Source organism: Streptomyces sp. (assembly GCF_050698815.1).
In the GTDB taxonomy this organism is placed as follows: Bacteria; Actinomycetota; Actinomycetes; order Streptomycetales; family Streptomycetaceae; genus Streptomyces.
Map to the genome: position 1 here is coordinate 1 of NZ_JBOHCV010000722.1, position 18,936 is coordinate 18,936.

Here is an 18,936-nt window from a genome sequence, read left to right on the forward strand (position 1 = left end):
CCTCGGCGCTCGACCCCGAACTCGTGGCCGGCGTGCTGGACGTGCTGCGCGACATCGCGCAGACGACGGACATCACCATGCTGTGCGTCACCCACGAGATGAACTTCGCGCGGGACATCTCCGACGACGTGCTGATGTTCGACGCGGGGAGGGTCATCGAGTCGGGTTCGCCCGAGAAGATCTTCAGCGACCCGGAGCACGAGCGCACGCGGGAGTTCCTGAGCGCGGTGCTGTAGGCGCCTGCGTCGCCTGTTTCCCCGGCATGGGCCCGGGCCGGCGCGGGGCCGGCCCGGACCCATGCCGGGGAAAGAGGCGCCGCAGGCGCCTACAGCACCGCGCTCAGGAACTCCCGCGTGCGCTCGTGCTCGGGGTCGCTGAAGATCTTCTCCGGCGAACCCGACTCGATCACCCGGCCCGCGTCGAACATCAGCACGTCATCGGAGATGTCCCGGGCGAAGTTCATCTCGTGCGTGACGCAGAGCATGGTGATGTCCGTGGTGTGTGCGATGTCCCGCAGCACGTCCAGCACCCCGGCGACCAGCTCCGGGTCGAGTGCCGAGGTGACCTCGTCCAGCAGCAGCACCTGCGGCCGCATCGCCAGCGCGCGGGCGATGGCCACCCGCTGCTGCTGGCCGCCGGAGAGCTGGCTGGGGTACTTGTCGATGTGCTCGGTCAGGCCGACCAGTTCGAGCAGCTCGCGGGCGCGCTGCTCCGCCTCGTCGTTGCCCAGGCCGAGTACGTGCACGGGGGCCTCGGTGATGTTCCGCAGCACCTTCATGTTGGGGAAGAGGTTGAACTGCTGGAAGACCATGCCGATGTTCTTGCGCACCTCCCGGCTGTGCTTCTCGCCCGCGACCACGAGCTTGCCGTTCTTCTCCTCGTGGGTGAGGTAGTCGCCGGCGACCTTGATGGTGCCCTCTTCCGGCTTCACCAGCGTCATCAGCAGCCGCAGAATCGTGGTCTTGCCGGAGCCTGAGGGGCCGATGAGGGTGACGTGCTTGCCGGAGGAAACCGTGAAGCACAGATCGTCCAGGACGACGTTGCTGCCGAAACGCTTGGTGACGTCTTTGAACTCGATCAGTTCGCTGCCGTCGACGGCCGGGTTGGTGTTGTCTTTCGAAGGGCTGTTGTCACTGGACAAGGCGACGCTCCAGGGCTCGAAGAAGAAGGGAAGCCGGGTAGGCGATGACGATGAAGGCGACGCCGACCACTGTGAGGGCTTCGGTGGTGAAGGTCTCGTTGCTGTAGGCCTGGGCCTCGCCGAGCATTTCGAAGGCTCCGATGACGGCGATCATCGGGGAATCCTTGAGCATGGCCACCACGTAGTTTCCCAGCGCGGGCACCACCCGGCGAATGGCCTGCGGGAGAATCACGGCCCCCCACGTCCGGGACTTCGGCAGGCTGAGGGCGGTGGCCGCTTCCCACTGGCCGATCGGCACGCCGTTGATGCCGGCCCGGTAGACCTCGGCGGTGTACGTCGAGTAGTGCAGGCCGAGGCCGACGATTCCGGTGGTGAGCGGAGACATCGACGGTCCCCACTCCGGAACCACATAGAAAAGGAAGAACAGCTGAACCAGCAGCGGAGTGTTACGGATGAACTCCGTGACCGCCGTGACCGGCCAGCTCACCCACTTCAGTGTGGAGCGCTGCGCGATGGCCCATACCAGCCCCAGCGTGAACGCGATGAGCGAACCGATGGCGAGCGCCTGCAGGGTGACGACCACGCCGTCCCAGAAGCGCGGCATGAACTCATCGACGACTGACCAGTCCCACTTCATCCCATACCTCCTGCGACCTGGCTGTCAGCCTGCGCGCTCTCTCCGCGAGCACTGAGCTTGCGGGTGATGAAGCCGCGCTTGGGCGGCTCCTGTCCGATGCCGGCCTTGGCGTGCCGCTCCAGGGCGCGCATGCCGCGGGTCAGGGCGAAGGCCAGGACGAAGTAGAGCACCAGCAAGAGGGTGTAGATCGGTGCGCTCTCGTTGTCCCCGAGCCGGACGAGGTTGCCGGCGAAGGTCATGTCGGCCACGGTGATGACGGAGACCAGCGCCGTGCCCTTCATCAGCTCGATGAGCAGGTTGTTGAACGGCGGCACCATCTCCGGCCAGGCCTGGGGGAGTTCGATACGGCGCAGCCGCTGCATTTTCGTGAAGCTGAGCGCGATGCCCGCCTCACGCTGTGCGGCGGGAACCGCGGCGAGTGCGCCTCGTACGATCTCCGAACCGTATGCTCCGTAGGTGAGGCCCAGCGCGCTGACGCCGGCCCACATCGGGACCAGCTGCCATCCGAAGAGCGGCAGCGCGAAGAACATCCAGAACATCAGCACCAGCGCCGAGGTGCCGCGGAAGATTTCGAAGTAGGCCCCGGACAGGAACCGTACGATCCAGATGTTCGAGGTGCGCAGAGTTCCTATGGTGAAGGCCACCCCGGCGGCGAGTGCGGCACTGAAGAAGGTCACCTGGATGGTGACCCAGATTCCTGGCAGGAACCAGTTGCTGAACATGCCCGAAGTCATCATCAGCACAGCTCCTTCGCCGTTTTGTTCGTCATCTCGCGCATTCCGAATCCGAATGGTTCGACAATGTCCAGGAGCTTTTCGAAGTTGTTCGCCTTGAGCTTGTGCAGCTCCTTGTTGAAGGCGTCACGGAAATTCTTCTCGGACAGCCGGAAGGCGAATCCGCCGGCCCCGTAGGCCGGTTTGCCGCCCATCTCGGGCTGGAACGCCTCGGTGGCCTCCGCCCGGGCCGATCCCTTCACCACGCCCTTGACCGTGACGTTGGTGCCGGCGAAGGCGTCGACCCGGCCCTGTGTCACCGCGTCCAGCCCGGCGACCTGGTCGGGGAGGATCAGGATGTCCTTGATGCCCGCGTCCTTGGCGTAGTCGATCTCCGCGTACGCCTTGCCGCTCGCGAGCTTCAGCTTCTTCTTGAAGATGTCCTCGTACGTCTTGATTCCGTGCGGATTACCCTTCTTCACGATGAAGGAGTCCAGCATCAGGTAGTCCGGGTCCGCGAAGAGAACCTGTGCGCAGCGCGGGGGATTGATGTACATCCCGGCTGACACCACGTCGAACTGCTGCGCCTTCAGGCCGGGAATCAGCGCGCCGAACTCCACTGGAATGGCGGCGACTTCATCGATACCGAGGGCTTTGAAGATGACCTTGGCGATCTCCGGAGCCTCGCCGGTGGGCTCGCCGTTCTTGTCCACATAACCGAAGGGCGGCTCGCTCGCGATGCCGATCCTGACGGTTCCCTTCTCCTGCAGCCGCCTGAGGAGGTCGCCACCTTCCACTTTTCCCTCGCCCGGTGCCCGGCTGCAGCCGGCCGCGCCAAGGGCTCCCAAGGACGCCACTCCCATGAGCAGTGAGCGGCGTTGGATTCCTCTGCCTGTGTCCTGGTTGTTTCGTTGTGGTGGAGCCATGCGCCCGCAGCTACCCAGACTTGATGAACATATGCGGATTGTTTCCAGCCCTTGATCTGACCGGGTTCCAACGGATTCGCGTAGCGGAGGCCACGCGTCCGCTCACGCTCCGCAGGGCACTATGGGTCTGACGACGTGAGAACGACGTGAGAAGGAGCATGATGGCCGAGCGCTTCATCGAAGTGTCCCTGGACAAGCGGGGAGTGAGCTGCACCGCCAAGCTGCTCGACGACCGCGCGCCGATCACCTGCGAGGCCGTGTGGAACGCGCTGCCGCTGGGCGGCGACGTCTACCACGCGAAGTACGCGCGGAACGAGATCTATGCGCTGATCCCGCCCTTCGCCCCCGAGGAGCCACCGCTCGAGAATCCGACGATCACTCCCATTCCGGGTGATCTCTGCTATTTCACCTTCACCAATACTCAGCTGGGCACCGCCTCCTACGGCTACGACGCGGCGGCCGAGCAGCAGGGCGGCCAGGCCGCCCACGCCACCCGGTCCACCGTCATCGACCTCGCGCTCTTCTACGAGCGCAACAACCTCCTGATCAACGGCGACGCCGGCTGGGTGCCCGGCATCGTCTGGGGAGCGGTGGTCGACGGGCTGGACCGGATGGCCGAGGCCTGCCAGGACCTCTGGCGGGCGGGCGCGCTCGGCGAGAGCCTCAACTTCCGGCGGGCGTAGCCCCCCGCAGAGCGGGGGCCGGCAGTTCCGCGGCCCCCGCCTCGTACAGCGCGTGGGCCGCGCGCAGCACCAGATCGTCCCGGTGGCGTGCGGCCACCAGCTGCACGCCCATCGGCAAACCGTCCCCGTCCAGCCCGCAGGGGACCGAGGCGGCGGGCTGCTGCGTCATGTTGAAGGGGTAGGTGAAGGGGGTCCACTCGGTCCAGCGCCGGTACCCGGAGCCCGCCGGCACCTCGAGGCCCGCCTCGAAGGCGGTACCCGGCGTGGTCGGGGTCACCAGCAGGTCGTAGGTGTCGTGGAAGCGGCCCATCGCCTTCCCCAGTGCCATCCGGACATCGACGGCGGCGAGGTAGTCCAGCGCCGCACGCGCGGCGCCGTCCTCGGAGACCTCCCGCAGGCCCTGGTCCATCTTCTCGCGCTGCTCCTCGCTGAAGTACTCCGTCACCCGCGCCGCGCCGGCGAACCACAGGCTGTGGAACGCCTCGATCGGGTCGGCGAAACCCGGGTCGGACTCCTCGACCACCGCGCCCAGCTCCGCCAGCCGCTCCACCGCGCGGCGCACCCCGGCGGCGACCGCCGGGTCGACGTCGACCTGGCCGCCGAAGCTGGGCGAGTAGGCGACGCGCAGCCCGCGCACGCCGCCCGCCAGCGCGGCACGGAAGCTGCCGGTGGGCGGGGGCAGTTGCGACCAGTCACGGGAGTCGGGTCCGCAGATCACATCCATCAGCAGTGCCGCGTCCGCCGCGTCCGGGGTCATCGGGCCCACGTGCGCGAGCGTGCCGAAGGCGCTCGCCGGATAGATCGGCACCCGGCCGTAGGTCGGCTTGAGTGCGAAGATCCCGCAGAAGGCGGCGGGGATGCGGACGGAGCCGCCCGCGTCCGTACCGAGACTCAGCGGTCCGGCGCCGAGCGCGACCGCGGCGGTGCCGCCGCCGCTGGAGCCGCCCGCCGTGCGGGACGGGTCGTACGGATTCCTGGTGACCCCGTGCCGGGGGCTGTCGGTCACTCCCTTCCAGCCGAACTCGGGCGTGGTCGTCTTCCCCAGGAACACCGCCCCGTGCTCGCGCAGCCGCGCGACCGAGGGCGCGTCCTCCTCCCACGGGCCGTCGGTGGAGCTGGACCAGGAGCCCCGCAGGGTCGGCTTGCCGCGCAGCAGCAGGATGTCCTTCACCGTCGTCGGCACCCCGTCCGTCAGCCCGAGCGGTTCGCCGCGCCGCCACCGCTCCGCGGAGTCGCCGGCCTGGGCCATGGCCTCGTCATGGTCGATGCGGACGAAGGCGTTCACGTGCGGCTGCACCCGCTCGGCCTGTTCCAGCGTCGCGCGGGTGACCTCGACGGGGGAGAAGTCTCCCGCCGCGTACCCGGCGACGAGCTGGGTGGCGGTCAGGGAGCTGAGATCCGACATGGCGGAGCCTTTCGGTTGGCCGGCGGTGTGCGGTTGTGCGATGTGGGGAGGGCGGGTGGCGCGGTGCGTCGGTGCGGGCGGGTGGAGTACCGGGCGGGGCCGGAGGAGCTACGTCGAGGGGACGTAGCCCAGCCCCTTGTCGACCACGTTCAGCAGGGGCTCCCCGGCCTCCCAGCGGTCGAAGTTGTCGAGGAACTGCTCGGCGAGGTCGTCCCGCCACCCGATCGTGTCGCCACTCATGTGCGGTGAGATCAGCAGTCCGGGCACCTCCCACAGTTCGCTCTCGGCGGCCAGCGGCTCCTGGGCGAAGACGTCCAGCGCCGCCCCGGCGATCCGGTGCTCGTTGAGCGCGTCCACCAGGTCCTTCTCGATCACGTGCTGCCCACGTCCGACGTTGATGAAGCGTGCCTCCGGCTTCATCCGGGCGAAGGCCGCCGCGTCGAAGAGTCCACGGGACTCCTCCGTCAGCGGGGCGACGCACACCACCCAGTCGGCCCGGCCCAGCAGACCCCCCAGCGCAACGTTGCCGTGCACCCGGCCGAATTCCGGGTCACCGCTCCGCTCCGTACGCCCGACGAGGTCCACGCTGACACCCAGTGCCATGAGTGTCCGGCCAATTGCCCGCCCAATAGGGCCGGACCCCACCACTACGGCCCGCGTTCCTCCCACCCGCATTGTCTCGCGGTGCCGCCACTGCCGCTGTCGGTGCAATTCCCAGCTGCCGCGGAAATCCTTGGCCATGGCCAGAACGAGCCCCGCCACGTATTCGGCAATGGGCTGATCGAAGACGCCCCTGGCGTTTGTGAGGTATGTCTCAGGCGAGGCGGCCAGTTCCGGCAGCAGCCGGTCCACGCCGGCGCTCGGCGTGTGCACCCAGCGGGGGCGCGGTCCCCTGCCCGGCCAGGCGTGCTTCACCGCGTCCGACAGGAAGTCCCACACCAGCAACACATCCGCCGCGGGCAGCTGCTCGGCCAGGCTGTCCGCGTCCGCGTGCACGACACGGGCGCGTCCGGCGAGCCGGTCGAGACGGGGCAGCGGGTCGGCGTCGAGGACAAGAAGACAGGTGTCGGACATGGGCATGAAACCCTTTCGAAACGAGGAGACGGTCAACTGATCGAGTTGGCCTAACTCAGGGGCGGAAAACTGACGTGGATGGAAGGATTGACCACGGTAGGGAGACCGAACTACCGTCGTCAATGAAGGCATCTGTCCCGGTGTTCCGGCTTTTGACCGGCTTTCATTTCTTCTTCTGGCCTCAGGCCTCCCTATACCCCTCCGTTCTTTGGGGCTCAGTAAATGGATGTCTCCTTCCTCGGCGGACCGCTGCCGCAACGCGGTGTGGGAATCGTCGCCCCGTTCGACTTCGCGCTCGACCGTGAGCTGTGGCGGTGGGTGCCCGATGATGTGTCCCTGCATCTGACCCGAACACCCTTCGTCCCCGTCGAGGTCAGCCTCGACCAGGCCCGTCTCGTCAGCGAGCACGAAACGCTGCACGAGGGGGTCCAGGCACTCTCCGCCGTGGCGCCCGAGGTCGTGGCGTACGCCTGCACGTCCGGCAGCTTCGTCGGAGGCGCCGCCGGTGAGCGGGCGATGTGCGCGGCCATGGAACAGTCGGGTGAGATCCCCTCGCTCACCACCTCGGGCGCACTGCTCCACGCGCTCCAGGACATCGGCGCGCGGCGTGTGGCGGTCGTCACTCCCTACACGAAGTCGGTCACCGACTCGCTGGAGGACTTCCTCGGCGAGGCCGGCATCGCGGTCACCGGCCGCAGCTATCTCGGGCTGACCCGGCACATCTGGCGGGTGCCGTACCGGGACGTCGTCGACATGGCCCGCGAGGCGGTCGCCGACGCTCCCGACGCCCTCTTCATCAGCTGTACGAACCTGCCGACGTACGACGTCATCCCGCAGCTCGAGGCCGAACTGCGGATGCCCGTCCTCTCCGCGAACCAGGTGACGATGTGGGAGGCGCTGCGCCGCATCGGCAAGGAAGCGGTGGGGCCGTACCAGGCGCTGCTGGATCCGGTCGCACGACGCGGCCCGGCGGCCATGACCCCCTCGCCGCCCGCCCCGGCGACACCGCCGGAGCAGTCCGAGCCGGCCGAACCGGTCACCCCGGCCGAGCCGGAGGCGGCACTGGCGAGTGCGGGTGCCGAGAGCGTCGAACCGCTGGAGGGGTACGACCAGCCGTACCCTTCGAGTTATCCGGACGAGTGGGGCGGCGGCAGCCTGCCCCCCGTGTGACAGTCCGCCGGATCGCGGTGAGCGGCAGCGCACCGCCACCGCACCGGCCCCGCACCGACAACCAGGCGTCGGACGAGAGTCCGACGCCCATCCATGCCCGCCCGGCACACCCGGGATCACGGCACCCAGCACCCAGCAACGCTCAGGGAGGCGTAAATGACACAGGCGGTGGGGTTCCTCTACCCCGGCTTCTCGGCCGAGGACGACTACCCGCGGCTGGAGGGCATCCTCCGGGACGCCGGCGCCGACGTACGGCTGCCGCTCGTGCACACCGACATCGGTGAGGACGCCCACCGCGCCGACGCCCTGCTGGAGATGGGCTCGGCCAGGCGGCTTGCCGCCAAGGTCGAGGAGGTCAAGGAGCAGGACGTACAGGCCGTCGTCTGGTCCTGCACCAGCGCCAGCTTCGTCTTCGGCTGGGACGGCGCGCACGACCAGGTGCGAGAGCTGTCCGCGACCGCCGGGCTGCCCGCCTCCAGCACGTCCTTCGCCTTCGCGCACGCCGTGCGGGCGCTCGGTGCCGAGCGGGTCGCGATCGGCGCGACCTACCCGGAGGACGTGGGTGAACTCTTCACCGCCTTCCTCAAGGCCGCCGGGGCCGAAGTCGTCTCGATGCGCGGCAGCGGCATCATCACCGCCGCGGAGGTGGGCACCTGGGGGAAGGAAGAGGTGCTGGCCCTCGCCCGCGGCGGTGACCACCCCGACGCGCAGGCCGTGCTGCTCCCCGACACGGCCCTGCACTCCGCCGCCTGGATCCCGGAGCTCGAGGAAGCGCTGGGCAAGCCCGTCCTCACCGCCAATCAGGTCACCGTCTGGGAGGGCCTGCGCCTGCTGGACGTGTCGGTGCGCTGCCCCGCGCTGGGCACGCTGTTCACCTGAGGAAGAGAAGGGGGCCGCCTGCCGTTGACGCGTGCAGTACGCAGCAGCAGGCGGCCGAGCGGAAGAAGGCACATCGTGGACGACGACAGCGCCACAGGCAGCGGGGGCAGTGCGCCGAACGGATGGGGCGACACGATCCGGGGCGCGGCGAAGGGCACCGCCCCCGTCCCGCTGTCCGTGCTGGACCTGGCGAACGTCGGCGTCGGATACGCGGCCGCCGACGCCCTGCGGGCCACCGTCGAGACCGCGCAGCTCGCCGAGCGGCGTGGCTTCACCCGCTACTGGGTCGCGGAGCACCACTCCATGCCCGGCGTCGCCAGCTCCTCGCCCGCCGTGATCCTGGCTCACCTCGCCGCCCACACCGACCGCATCCGGCTCGGCTCGGGCGGTGTGATGCTGCCCAACCACGCCCCCCTGGTCATCGCCGAGCAGTTCGGCACGCTGGAGGCGCTCGCCCCCGGCCGTGTCGACCTCGGCCTGGGCCGGGCACCCGGCACCGACGGCGCGACGGCGGCGGCGCTGCGCCGGACCGTCCCCCATAGCCCTAAGGGCATGGGTGGGGGTCCCCCCAGCGGAGCGCGGGGGAGTGCCCCCACGCTCAGCGAGGGGGCGGAGGAATTCCCGCAGCAGCTCGCGGAGTTGACCCACTTCCTCGACGACAGCTTCCCCGCCGGGCACCGTTACTCCCGCATCCACGCCGTGCCCGGCCCGGTGCAGGACCCGGACGGCCAGGTGTCGCGGCCGCCGGTCTGGCTGCTGGGCTCGTCCGGCTTCAGCGCACAGCTGGCGGGCCGGCTCGGGCTCCCGTTCGCCTTCGCGCACCACTTTTCCGCCGCCAACACGGTTCCCGCCCTGGACCTCTACCGCCAGACGTTCCGCCCCTCGGCCCTGCTGGACGAGCCGTACGCGATGATCGGCGCCTCGGCCCTCGCCGCCGACGACGAGGTGGCGGCACACCGTCAGGTGCTCACCGCCGCACTGGCCATGATGCGGCTGCGCACGGGGCGCCCCGGCCTGGTCCCGACCCCGGAGCAGGCGGAGTCGGAGGCGCGCTCGTTCAGCGCCGTGGAGCGCGATTTCGTGGACGGCTGGCTGGCCAATGTGACGTACGGCACACCCGATGCCGTACGGGACGGCCTCGACCGCCTCGTCAAGCGCACCGGCGCCCACGAGCTGATGCTCACGGCCAACGCGCACACCCCCGCTGCGCGCGTCCACTCCTACCGGCTCATCGCCGACGCGTACGGGCTGCCGCCCGGCTGACACGTGGGGACGCGTGCCGGGAGTTGGCCGCCGCCCGCCGGTCTAACCCAGCAGCGCCGTGATGCAGTGCGCCGGCATCGGCTTGGCGTAGTGCCAGCCCTGGCCCGTGTCGCAGCCGATGCGGCGGAGCCGGTCCGCTTGTGCGGGGCTCTCGACGCACTCGGCCGTCACGGTCATGCCCAGCTGGTGGGCGAGCCGCACCAGGGCCGTCACGATCGTCTCGTCGGCCGGGTTCGGGTGCCGTGCCGCGCGGAAGCCCCGTACGAAGGAGCCGTCCAGCTTCAGCGTGCGTACCGGGAGGCGGCTGAGATAGGCGAGGTTGGAGTAGCCGGTGCCGAAGTCGTCGATGGCGATGCGCACGCCCATCTCGCTGAGCGCCTGCAGCGCCTGCAACGGGCGGCCGGCCGAGCCCATCACCGCGGACTCGGTCAGCTCCAGCTGGAGCAGCCCGGAGGGCAGCCCGGTCTGCTCCAGCACCCGGCCCACGTCGGCCACCAGATCCGAGTCCCAGACCTGCCGCACGGCCACGTTCACGCTGACGTAGACCGGCGGGCCGGGGTGGCCCAGCATCCAGCTCCTCGCCTGGCGGCATGCTTCCTCGAGGACCCAGCGGCCCAGCGGCACGATTGCGCCGTTCTCCTCGGCCAGCCCGATGAACCGGTTCGGCCCGAGTTTGCCCAACTCCGGATGCTGCCAACGCACCAGCGCTTCCACCCCGCGCAGCCCGTCGTCGGCGAAGCCCACGATCGGCTGGTAGTCCAGCACGAACTCACCTCGCCCCACGGCGCCGCGCAGCGCGGCGGAGAGTGCCTGCCGGGTCATCCTGTGGGCGTTGCGCTCGGGGTCGAAGAGCGTCCAGCGCGCCTTGCCGTCGGCCTTGGCCCAGTAGAGCGTCGTGTCGGCGGCCTGCATCAACTCGGTGGGGCCGGTCCCGGCCGCCTCCCGCTCCACCACGCCGATGCTGGCGGACACCGAGAGCCGCTGCCCGGCCAGGTCGAAGGGGCGTTGCAGGGCCTTCAGCGCCGCGTCCGCGAGTGCCGTCAGCTGTTCCGTACCGGTCGAGCCGTCCACGAGCAGCGCGAACTCGTCGCCGCCGAGCCGGGCCGCCAGGTGTCCCTGGCCACCGCCCTCCGCGCACTGCGTGAGCCGCTGCGCCACCGCGTCCAGCAGTTCGTCACCCACGCGGTGTCCCAGCGTGTCGTTGACCGCCTTGAAGCCGTCCAGGTCGAGGTAGCAGATCCCGACCCGGCCGGTCGCGGTGTCGGACAGCGCGGTCGCCAGCCGCTCGAAGAAGAGGGTGCGGTTGGGCAGCCGGGTCACCGGGTCGTGCATCTGGAGATGGCGCAGCCGCTCCCGCAGGTCGCGCTGCTCGCTGATGTCGGCGACGGACAGCAGGGTCTCGCCGTCGTGCGCGGTGGGGATGAGGGTGATCTCCGCCCAGACGGTGTGCCCGTCGGCGTTCTTCATGCGCCGGGTGCAGCTCAGCCGGTGCGGCTCGGGCGCGCCGGCGCCGGCGGTAGCGGCGGTACCGCCACGGGCCGCGCTGTGTCTGCCGCGCATGCCGCCCCCCGCACTCTCGTGCGGGGCCGAACCGCTGTCGTAGCCGGCGCGCAGGGTGCTCTTGTCCAGGCCGAGTGCGGGCAGGTCGGTGAGGGAGGTCGCCGCGAGCGATTCGGGCGCGGCGCCCAGCAGCGTGCCGAGGGCCCGGTTCGCGCTGACCACCCGGCCGTCGCGGTCGACGATGGCCATGGCGAGCCGGGCGGCGTTGAAGGCGGCACGGAAGTCGCTGTCCCGCTTCCAGCCGAGCCACTCTGCCCTGCCGTGCCGTCCGCCACGTGGGCGACTACGTTCCGTGATCTTCTGCGGTGGGGTTCCGGTGTCGTCGCCGGAGTTGCTGGCCGGTCCTTCGAGGGGTCCGTTCACCGATCGCTCCCGCCGGGGGGCTCGTCGCGTGCGGATCCGCCGGGCTGCCGGCCCGGGGCGCTGCGTGGCGGATCCGCGCTGGAAATGTGCCGATCATAGAGGTTCAGGGGTGAGCGGAGCCAGCATCCACGACGTCCCACCGGGTCGTTGGTGCGCATGGGGCGAGGGGACTGGCGCGAGGGTGAACGTTCCCGCACGCGTGCGCGAACGCGCCCGCCCGCATGCGACCGAGCATCACACTCGGTAGTCATATTGCCGCTAACGCGCCTGGTCTAACGGAACAGGACTTACCAGCCATCACAGGCAAAAGTGGAGGAGTCCGTACTTCCTGCTCCAGTGAGGTCGAGACGTGGCGCAATCGCGGAAGCCCGGCTGGCGCAGCAGAACCTCTTCCATACGGTGCGGATGGCGCCATAAGGCAGCCGTCCTCACCGCCCTCACCGCCTTCGTGGGGATGTCGCTCTTCGCGGGTCCGGCCACCGCGGAGGGGGTCGCCGCACCGTGTGCCCTGCCGCGTACGGACGCGCACCACTCCCTCGGCGTGGACACCTGGGACCCGGCGTATCCGCGGCCCGAGCAGCGCCTCGACGCCGCCCTGATCTTCCTCTCCTTCCCCGACGCGACCCCGCTGGCCACCCCCGGCGAGCTGGCCGCCGACCACTTCCCCGCCACGTCCGACTTCTTCAGCCGCGCCTCGTACGGGGCCTTCCGGCTGCGGGCACATCCGGTCAAGCGGTGGATTCAGATGCCGTCCGAATCCCGCTCGTACGGGATACAGCGCGACTGGAACACCCGGCAGCGCACCGAATACCTGCGGGACGCGGTCGCCGCGGCCGACCCCCATGTCGACTTCAGCCGCTACGACCTCGTCTATCTGGTCGCCGACCCCGATGCCCGCGGCGTGGACTCGGATGCCACGAAGGTCGTCAACTTCGACGACCCGATCGAGGCCGACGGCTCGGAACTGCACCGGCTCGTCACCGTCTTCGAGCAGAGCCCGCCCGACCGCCACGTCCTCGCGCACGAGACCGGCCACGCCTTCGACCTGCCGGATCTCTACCAGCGGCCGGCGTCGGGCGCGGTCGCCGCCGACTGGGACACCTTCGTGGGCGACTGGGACCTGATGGGAAGCCAGTTCGGACTGGCCCCGGATCTCTTCGCCTGGGAGAAGTGGAAGCTCGGCTGGCTCAGCCGGGACAACGTCAGCTGCGTACCGTCCGCCGCCGGTGTCACCACGCACACCGTGCGCCCGCTCGGCGAGGCGACGCTCGGCGGCCCGGGTGACCGGCGGCTGGCCGTGGTGCGTACCGGACCGAACGAGGCGCTCGCGGTCGAGGCCCGCGACTCGGAGGGCAACGACCGGGGGCTGTGCGCGGAGGGCGTGCTGCTCTACTGGGTGCGCAGCGACCGCGCCTCGACGCACGGGCCGATCAAGGTGATAGACGGACACCCCGGCACCCGGGCCTGTCCCGACGGCTCGGTCTATCCGGCACTGGCGGACGCCCCGCTCGGAGTGGGCGAGAGCTACGAGACGCACCGTGGCGGCGGGGTACGGGTGGAGGTCACCGGCCGCAGCGCACAGGACGGGTGGCGGGTGCGGGTGGCGCGTGGTGCGCCGCAGTAGCGCAGCGCCCGGCACGCCGAAGGCCCCCGCGCTCGACGCGTATGGCCTTCGGCTGTCTGTGCGCCGCCAGGGACTCGAACCCCGGACCCGCTGATTAAGAGTCAGCTGCTCTAACCAACTGAGCTAGCGGCGCCTGGTGACGTCGTAGACCTTAACACCACGATCCGCTGCGGTGAAAATCGATTGCCCCGTGGTCGTGGGGCCCGCCGTGGGGCCCGTCGCGGGCCCCCGACCTGCGCGTACGGAGCGAAGAGCGGCGCGGAGGAGGATTTCGGGGCCCGGCAGCCAGGGGTGCCGCCGGTCCGGTGCCACGAGCCAGCGGGACGGGCCGTCCACCGCGGTCGCCGGTCCCGTTCCCGGGTGCAGGGCGGGTACGGTCACCGTCTCCCCGAGGCCGTGACAGAGCAGCGGTGCGAGCGATTGCCGGGCGGGCTCTCGCCACTCCTTCCAGCTGAGCAGCGCTGGCAGCCGTTGGGCCGTGCCGGTGGCGGTGAAGAGGAGCACGCGTCCCCGGTGGATGGCCACAGGTCCGCTGCCGGGGCCCGTGGTCCATAACCGGTCCAGGATGCGGCGGCCCAGTAGCGGCGGCGTGCTCACCACGTCGAAGGCCGTGCCGCAGGGGAGGACGCGGGGCGCCGCGGGGCGGTGCCGCCACAGTGCGTGCACGCTGCCGGGGAACGCGCTGGCGGAGGCGAGCCAGTCGGCGCCGTCGGAGGTGACGCGGGAGGGGCCCGAGGGGCCGGGGGTGTGATGCTTCCGATCGCTCATGACGGACAGAGTGGCGGGAAAAGAGGTTCTGTATTGAACTGTCGGTGGAAACCCGGACAAGAGCAGGGGGCGTCGCCTATCTTTCCTCCCCGCATATGCCCGGTGACTCTGCGGAAACCGGTGGCGCGCTACTGCGGGCCGCGCTCCGTGAGCAGCTCGCGGCCGAACTCGATCATTTTCCGCGCGTAGTCCTCCGTCCAGTCACCACGGGCGGCGACCGCCGCGTCAGACAGCCGGTCGAAGCGCCGGGGGTCGGCCAGCTGGGCGGCGGCCATCGCCTGGAACTCCACGGCCCGGTCGGCGGCGGCGCGGAAGGCGAGCGCCAGCTCGGTCGAGCGCTCCAGCAGCTCGCGCGGATCGGCGATCGAGTCCAGGTCGAAGAACTGCTCGCCGTCGTCCCTGGTCTCCGAGGGCTCGAAGAGCAGGGGCGCCGGGCGGCGGAAGCGCGGTGCGCTCCCGCGCGGGTCCGGAGCCGAGTGCGGCTCGGGCATGTGGATACCTCCAGCTGTATGGGCCTCGGCCATTGTCCCGCTTCCCGCGTCCGGTGTGCAGTGCGGCTCAGAGCTCGGCCTGCGGCCGGCCGGCTCACGGCCGGCCGGCCCGGCCCACAGGCTCCCAGGGCACCGTGTGCGCGGCGAGGCGGGAGAGCACCGCGTGGTTCGCCTCCCAGCCGTCAGGGCTGTTTCCGTTGGCCGCCTTCGGCGGCGAGCCGTACTCCGTCCGGCGGGCGGCGGTGGGTGGCGGCTCCGGCTCAGGGTCGCCAGGCAACGCGGTGGGTGGAGAGGTGGGAGAGCACCGCGTGGTTGGCCTCCCAGCCGTCGGGAAACTTCGGGGTGACGCCGAGCTGGACCGGCTCGGTGCTCGGGTGGTCGTCGAGCAGTCCGGCGACGCCGGCCCGGCAGACCACGACGCACGCGTGCCGGTGCCGCGAGGCCAGCACGCACAGCCGCCCCGTCTCCAGGTGGAACGCCGTCGCGTCCGGCCGGCCCGACAGCGGATGGAGCACGACCGTCACGTCGAACTCCCGCCCCTGCAGACGGTTCGCCGTATCCACCGTGACGTCGGCGGCCCGTAGTGCGGCGGGGGTGCCGGACGTGGCGAGCGCCGCCCGTACGGCCGCCGCCTGGTCCCGGTGTGCGGTGCCGACCGCGATGCGGTCGGCGGTGAGCGGAGCGGGCGCGGGCGAGTGTTCGTCCCTCGAGGCGCCGTCGCGGGTGAGCAGGCGCACGACGACCTGGGCGACGGCGGCGACCGCCTCCGGGTCCGTACGCGGCGTGTGCCGGGCGGGCAGCTCCAGCAGGCCCCAGCCGGAGCCGGCGGCCTCGTCGATGACCCGGTCGGCCGCGGAGCCGTCGGCGGGGGAGGCGAAGGTGAGCCCGCGGTCCCCCGGCCGGGTGCCGCTGCGGAACTGTGTGTAGGGGTAGAAGGCCGCCGAGACCAGCGGTGCGGCGGAGGGGGGCAGCCGCCAGGAGACGGGGAGGCGGTGCTGCGGCAGGCCGGGGTTGTGGGAGAGCAGGGTGGCCACGGCGCTGGCGGAGGGATCGTAGGCGAGACCCGCCCACTGCTCGGCGCCGACCTGGCTGAACGGGTCGAGCTGGCCCGGGTCGCCGACGAAGAGGGCCTGCTCGAAGAGCCCGGCGACGGCGAGCAGGGCATCGGAGCGCATCTGGTATGCCTCGTCCACGATCGCGTGCCGCCAGGGTGTCTCCGCCGCGACCCAGGCCCACTTGGCGGCGGTGGAGACGATCACGGGCAGCTGGGCGAGATCGGCCGGCTTGGCGGAGGTGACGACCCCCGGGTGCCTGTCGAGTGCGGGGTCGTAGGGGCGCGCCTCACTGCTGTGCAGACGGCCGACGGGGAGTTCGGGATCGGCGGTGGCCAGCCGGTCGACGAGGTCGTCGACCTGGGCATTGGTCTGCGCGATCACGATCAACGGGCGTCCGGCGGCGGCGAGTGCGCGGGCGGCGCGGACGACGAGCGTCGACTTCCCCGCGCCTGGCGGTGAGTCCACGACGACGCCGCGGCCGGAGCCGTGCAGGGTGTCGTGGAGGATCGCTTCGGTGGCGAGGGAGGCGGCCTCGCCGGGGGGCGGCTCGCTCACAGGAGGTCCTCACCGGTGACGGGGTCGGGGAGCGGGAAGGACGTCAGGGGCTGCTGTCCGGCCGGCTCGGCGGACGCGGAGCCCGGCGGACCGCCGTGCGTCCACGGTGTGTCCTCGACGTCGGGCAGTCCGGGGCCGCCGCGCGGTGCGTGCTCGAAGAGGGTCCAGCACAGCCGGTCGCCCTTCTCCGGCACCGTGCCGGGGGCCGGCTCCTTGCCGCGGCCCATGCCGCTGGTCAGCCGCACGGTCAGCAGGCCGGGCCCGGGCGTCCGACGAGGGACGAACTCGGCGCTCTGCTGGGCACCTTCGGCCGTCACCCGGTGCACCCTGCGGCCCTCGGCCGGCTGCGGCCGGTCGTCCGTGCGCACCGTGACCAGCGGGCGCGGCATCGGCCGTTTGCCCTCCGAGTACGCCATCTCCACCTCGACGACCTCGCCCGTGAAGGCCTCACCCGCCAGCCGCCGCTCCGCCATCACGAGCGGGTCGTCCAGCGCCTCCTGCGCCGCCAGCCTGGCCTGCGCCTGCTCCCGTGTGGCCAGCTTCGCAGCGGCGGTCACCGCGTCGTCGCGGCGCGGCTGGGGCGGTTCGCCGGTGCGTACGCGGTCGCGGTGTCCGGTATAGGACCAGCGGTCCCGCTTCCAGCGCTCCGCCACCCGCTCACCTTCCGGCAGCGTGTGCAGCAGATCGACGCCGCGCCACATCGCCGCCCAGGTGGGGCGGAGTTGGGAGGCGATCAGCTCGCGCACCTCGTCCTCGGCGCCCGGCAGGCCCGCGTCGAAGCGGGCGACGGCGGGCGCCAGCAGCTTGTTGTCGAAGGCCGGGTCGGTGGCGGGACCGGCGGGCGGGCACAACAGCTGGCCTGCCGCGTCCCGTGCCACCTCCGCGCGGAGCGCGGCGTCGGCGCCGCTCAGCCCGTCGGGCGGGTCGATCCAGGCGAGCAGCGCGCCCAGATGCTGGTCCTCCAGCGCGCTCTGGCCGGTGGCCCAGTGCCGGGTCAGCAGCTCGGTCATGGACAGCAGGAGCGACGAGCCGGGAACCCGGGCGCGCTCCCCGTAGTGCGTCAGCCAGCGCCCGAGCAGCGGTACGCGCGGGGGAGCCGGGAACGGCGTCTCCGGCTCCTCCTCGGCGGTGCGCCGGAAGCGCGTGGAACGGCCCAGTAGCCGGACGAAGTCGGCGCCGGGCGCGTTCGGCACGAGCAACTGCGGGGCGTCCGCGCACAGTTCGACCTGGACCGGGACCTTCTTGCCGGATTCCGGGTCGGTCTCCTTGCGCTCCTCCCACTCGACGTCGTCCTGCGCGGACTCCAGGTACGGCAGCAGGGTGTCGGCGAGCCGGGCGAGGAAGGCGAACCGCAGGTCGCGGTCGCGCGGCTGCGCCACGACGAGCAGCTCGGGCGCCTCCCGGTCCGTCCCGAGCAGTGCGCCCAGCGGTGCCCCGGCCTCGCCCGCGGTGGTCAACGGTACGAAGACGAGCGGCCGTTCGGACAGCTGCCGGTGCCGTACGGTCGCGGCGGGCTGGGCCCGTCCCGCCGCGGCGGCCTCCATCCGGGCGAGCGCCGACATCAGCGACACGGTGCCTCCCGGAGCCCCAGCGCCTCGGCGCGCAGCCGGGCCGCACGGCGCAGCCCGGCCGTCGTCGGGTCGGCGGGTTCGCCGCCGGTTTCGTCGGCGGTTCGGCCGTCGGGGCCGTCGGCAGCCGCCGCCAGGACCGACTCGATGGTGCGGAGTCCGCCCAGCTCCCCCCGCACGGAGCGGCCCAGGGACTCGACGGCGCCCGCGGTGCGGGCCTGCGCACGGCAGTGGAAGGCGAGTTCGCAGCTGGACAGGCACTCCGGTGCGTACGCCGCCGGGACCGACCCGACCGCGGCGGTCAGCTCCTCCGCCGGGCGGGAGGGATCGAGGACCGTGCCCGCCGGAAGGTCCTTGGCGATCTCCTCGAGACGGGTGAGCCGGGCGAGCTGGCGGCGGGTGGTGGCGAGCTGCTTGCGGATGTCGACACCGTGCGCGGTGGGGAGGTTGGAGAAGTCCTTCGGGCACACCAGCAGCGCCTCGTCGCGCACCGTGCCGTCCAGTCCGGGCTGCGCCAGCGCGAGTGCGTAGACCGCCGCCTGGCGGGCGGCCGCGCCGACCTTGGCCGCGTCCGCGGAACCGTCCAGGACCGGGAAGGACTTGATCTCGATGACCGTCCAACCGCCGTCCGGGTGGACGGCGATCGCGTCCGGCTCCAGATAGGCCGTCGAACCGGCGACGTCCAGGGCGAGCATCGGGTGGTCCAGCAGCGCCCAGTTCGCGGGGCCGCGACCGGTGGCGGTGGAGGCGGAAGGGGAGGCCGAGGCGGCAGCGGTGGCCTCCGCGAGCGCGAGGCGGGTGCGGGCCGTGCGGCCGGCCGGGCCGGGCGCGGTGAGGTCCGGCACGGTGACCTCACCCGGCTCCGGAGGCGCCTCGCCCGTACGCGCGCACAGCAGCCGGATCAGCTCGGCACCGCCGTCCGCCTTGACCCGGGCCTCGAAGGCGTTGCCCCGCATGAACGCGAACTGCGACTGCCCGAACGGAGCCGGCGCCCCCAACGCCTCGGCCAAGGCGGACTTGTCGACGCCGGCGCCGTCCAGCAGGGCCCGGCGGTGACAGCC

18 protein-coding genes, 1 tRNA gene and 1 pseudogene are annotated in these 18,936 nt (G+C 71.4%); 6 read left to right on the top strand and 14 right to left on the bottom strand.

Annotated features, from left to right (window positions below; all coding sequences use genetic code 11):
- Nucleotides 1-236: pseudogene (locus ACRDP3_RS25595) on the top strand (L-cystine ABC transporter ATP-binding protein YecC); the annotation flags it as partial.
- Nucleotides 237-325: 89 nt separating this feature from the next.
- Here ACRDP3_RS25595 and ehuA read toward each other — a convergent pair.
- The 4 genes from ehuA to ehuB are packed head-to-tail and all read right to left on the bottom strand — an operon-like array spanning nt 326 to nt 3,417.
- Nucleotides 326-1,141 carry an ectoine/hydroxyectoine ABC transporter ATP-binding protein EhuA gene (gene ehuA, locus ACRDP3_RS25600; RefSeq protein ID WP_431519367.1) on the bottom strand — a complete coding sequence of 272 codons (816 nt, stop codon included), beginning with the start codon at nt 1,139-1,141 and terminating at the stop codon, nt 326-328.
- Nucleotides 1,131-1,778 (bottom strand): ectoine/hydroxyectoine ABC transporter permease subunit EhuD, encoded by a 648-nt coding sequence (gene ehuD / locus ACRDP3_RS25605; RefSeq protein WP_431519368.1) that lies wholly within the window; start codon nt 1,776-1,778, stop codon nt 1,131-1,133. The genes ehuA and ehuD overlap by 11 nt, the downstream gene beginning before the upstream one ends.
- A complete protein-coding gene (ehuC, locus tag ACRDP3_RS25610; RefSeq protein WP_431519369.1) occupies nt 1,775-2,515 on the bottom strand; it encodes an ectoine/hydroxyectoine ABC transporter permease subunit EhuC in 741 nt (246 codons plus the stop codon). The genes ehuD and ehuC overlap by 4 nt, the downstream gene beginning before the upstream one ends.
- The gene (ehuB, locus tag ACRDP3_RS25615) at nt 2,515-3,417 is read right to left on the bottom strand and encodes an ectoine/hydroxyectoine ABC transporter substrate-binding protein EhuB (protein ID WP_431519370.1); all 903 of its coding nucleotides are present in this window, start codon (nt 3,415-3,417) and stop codon (nt 2,515-2,517) included. The genes ehuC and ehuB overlap by 1 nt, the downstream gene beginning before the upstream one ends.
- A 161-nt stretch (nt 3,418-3,578) precedes the next feature.
- Here ehuB and ACRDP3_RS25620 point away from each other — a divergent pair, with 161 nt between their 5' ends.
- Entirely contained in the window at nt 3,579-4,100 is a 522-nt protein-coding gene (locus tag ACRDP3_RS25620) for a DUF3830 family protein (protein WP_431519384.1), read from the top strand.
- Here the strand turns inward: ACRDP3_RS25620 and ACRDP3_RS25625 are convergent.
- The gene (locus ACRDP3_RS25625; protein WP_431519371.1) at nt 4,081-5,505 is read right to left on the bottom strand and encodes an amidase; all 1,425 of its coding nucleotides are present in this window, start codon (nt 5,503-5,505) and stop codon (nt 4,081-4,083) included. The two genes, ACRDP3_RS25620 and ACRDP3_RS25625, sit on opposite strands and share 20 nt — an antisense overlap.
- A 108-nt stretch (nt 5,506-5,613) precedes the next feature.
- Nucleotides 5,614-6,579 (bottom strand): D-2-hydroxyacid dehydrogenase, encoded by a 966-nt coding sequence (locus ACRDP3_RS25630; protein ID WP_431519372.1) that lies wholly within the window; start codon nt 6,577-6,579, stop codon nt 5,614-5,616.
- Between the two features lie 222 nt (nt 6,580-6,801).
- On the opposite strand from ACRDP3_RS25630, the gene ACRDP3_RS25635 reads away from it, so the two are divergent.
- The 3 genes from ACRDP3_RS25635 to ACRDP3_RS25645 all read left to right on the top strand — a co-directional run bounded on the left by ACRDP3_RS25635 (nt 6,802) and on the right by ACRDP3_RS25645 (nt 9,891).
- Nucleotides 6,802-7,749 carry a maleate cis-trans isomerase family protein gene (locus tag ACRDP3_RS25635; protein ID WP_431519373.1) on the top strand — a complete coding sequence of 316 codons (948 nt, stop codon included), beginning with the start codon at nt 6,802-6,804 and terminating at the stop codon, nt 7,747-7,749.
- Nucleotides 7,750-7,905: 156 nt separating this feature from the next.
- Nucleotides 7,906-8,628, top strand: a complete 723-nt coding sequence (locus ACRDP3_RS25640) for a maleate cis-trans isomerase family protein (protein ID WP_431519374.1) — start codon at nt 7,906-7,908, stop codon at nt 8,626-8,628.
- A gap of 75 nt (nt 8,629-8,703) precedes the next feature.
- Complete coding sequence (locus tag ACRDP3_RS25645; protein ID WP_431519375.1) at nt 8,704-9,891, top strand: LLM class flavin-dependent oxidoreductase; 1,188 nt, start codon at nt 8,704-8,706, stop codon at nt 9,889-9,891.
- Between the two features lie 42 nt (nt 9,892-9,933).
- Here the strand turns inward: ACRDP3_RS25645 and ACRDP3_RS25650 are convergent, their stop codons facing one another.
- The gene (locus ACRDP3_RS25650) at nt 9,934-11,814 is read right to left on the bottom strand and encodes a putative bifunctional diguanylate cyclase/phosphodiesterase (RefSeq protein WP_431519376.1); all 1,881 of its coding nucleotides are present in this window, start codon (nt 11,812-11,814) and stop codon (nt 9,934-9,936) included.
- A gap of 454 nt (nt 11,815-12,268) precedes the next feature.
- Between ACRDP3_RS25650 and ACRDP3_RS25655 the strand changes: the two genes are divergently transcribed.
- A complete protein-coding gene (locus ACRDP3_RS25655; RefSeq protein WP_431519377.1) occupies nt 12,269-13,438 on the top strand; it encodes a M6 family metalloprotease domain-containing protein in 1,170 nt (389 codons plus the stop codon).
- Between the two features lie 59 nt (nt 13,439-13,497).
- Here the strand turns inward: ACRDP3_RS25655 and ACRDP3_RS25660 are convergent.
- From ACRDP3_RS25660 to ACRDP3_RS25690, 7 genes are all read right to left on the bottom strand, one after another.
- Nucleotides 13,498-13,571, bottom strand: a tRNA-Lys gene (locus ACRDP3_RS25660).
- Nucleotides 13,562-14,206 (bottom strand): bifunctional DNA primase/polymerase, encoded by a 645-nt coding sequence (locus ACRDP3_RS25665; protein ID WP_431519378.1) that lies wholly within the window; start codon nt 14,204-14,206, stop codon nt 13,562-13,564. The genes ACRDP3_RS25660 and ACRDP3_RS25665 overlap by 10 nt, the downstream gene beginning before the upstream one ends.
- A 128-nt stretch (nt 14,207-14,334) precedes the next feature.
- Nucleotides 14,335-14,697: a hypothetical protein gene (locus ACRDP3_RS25670; protein WP_431519379.1), complete on the bottom strand. Its 363-nt coding sequence runs from the start codon at nt 14,695-14,697 to the stop codon at nt 14,335-14,337.
- Nucleotides 14,698-14,791: 94 nt separating this feature from the next.
- A complete protein-coding gene (locus ACRDP3_RS25675; RefSeq protein WP_431519380.1) occupies nt 14,792-14,974 on the bottom strand; it encodes a hypothetical protein in 183 nt (60 codons plus the stop codon).
- Nucleotides 14,958-16,307 carry an AAA family ATPase gene (locus ACRDP3_RS25680; RefSeq protein ID WP_431519381.1) on the bottom strand — a complete coding sequence of 450 codons (1,350 nt, stop codon included), beginning with the start codon at nt 16,305-16,307 and terminating at the stop codon, nt 14,958-14,960. Before ACRDP3_RS25680 ends, ACRDP3_RS25675 begins: the two co-directional genes overlap by 17 nt.
- Nucleotides 16,304-17,878: a hypothetical protein gene (locus ACRDP3_RS25685; RefSeq protein ID WP_431519382.1), complete on the bottom strand. Its 1,575-nt coding sequence runs from the start codon at nt 17,876-17,878 to the stop codon at nt 16,304-16,306. The genes ACRDP3_RS25680 and ACRDP3_RS25685 overlap by 4 nt, the downstream gene beginning before the upstream one ends.
- Nucleotides 17,869-18,936: hypothetical protein (locus ACRDP3_RS25690; protein ID WP_431519383.1), on the bottom strand; the 1,068-nt coding region annotated here is incomplete at its 5' end. The genes ACRDP3_RS25685 and ACRDP3_RS25690, both read right to left, overlap by 10 nt.

What these genes read in the sequence shown, in the direction of transcription:
- ehuD (WP_431519368.1), bottom strand. Translation starts at nt 1,778, where the DNA reads ATGAAGTGGGACTGGTCAGTCGTCGATGAGTTCATGCCGCGCTTCTGG.
- ACRDP3_RS25665 (WP_431519378.1), bottom strand. Translation starts at nt 14,206, where the DNA reads ATGAGCGATCGGAAGCATCACACCCCCGGCCCCTCGGGCCCCTCCCGC.
- ACRDP3_RS25655 (WP_431519377.1), top strand. Translation starts at nt 12,269, where the DNA reads ATGTCGCTCTTCGCGGGTCCGGCCACCGCGGAGGGGGTCGCCGCACCG.
- ACRDP3_RS25670 (WP_431519379.1), bottom strand. Translation starts at nt 14,697, where the DNA reads ATGCCCGAGCCGCACTCGGCTCCGGACCCGCGCGGGAGCGCACCGCGC.
- ehuB (WP_431519370.1), bottom strand. Translation starts at nt 3,417, where the DNA reads ATGGCTCCACCACAACGAAACAACCAGGACACAGGCAGAGGAATCCAA.
- ehuC (WP_431519369.1), bottom strand. Translation starts at nt 2,515, where the DNA reads ATGATGACTTCGGGCATGTTCAGCAACTGGTTCCTGCCAGGAATCTGG.
- ACRDP3_RS25620 (WP_431519384.1), top strand. Translation starts at nt 3,579, where the DNA reads ATGGCCGAGCGCTTCATCGAAGTGTCCCTGGACAAGCGGGGAGTGAGC.
- ACRDP3_RS25640 (WP_431519374.1), top strand. Translation starts at nt 7,906, where the DNA reads ATGACACAGGCGGTGGGGTTCCTCTACCCCGGCTTCTCGGCCGAGGAC.
- ACRDP3_RS25630 (WP_431519372.1), bottom strand. Translation starts at nt 6,579, where the DNA reads ATGTCCGACACCTGTCTTCTTGTCCTCGACGCCGACCCGCTGCCCCGT.
- ACRDP3_RS25635 (WP_431519373.1), top strand. Translation starts at nt 6,802, where the DNA reads ATGGATGTCTCCTTCCTCGGCGGACCGCTGCCGCAACGCGGTGTGGGA.
- ACRDP3_RS25625 (WP_431519371.1), bottom strand. Translation starts at nt 5,505, where the DNA reads ATGTCGGATCTCAGCTCCCTGACCGCCACCCAGCTCGTCGCCGGGTAC.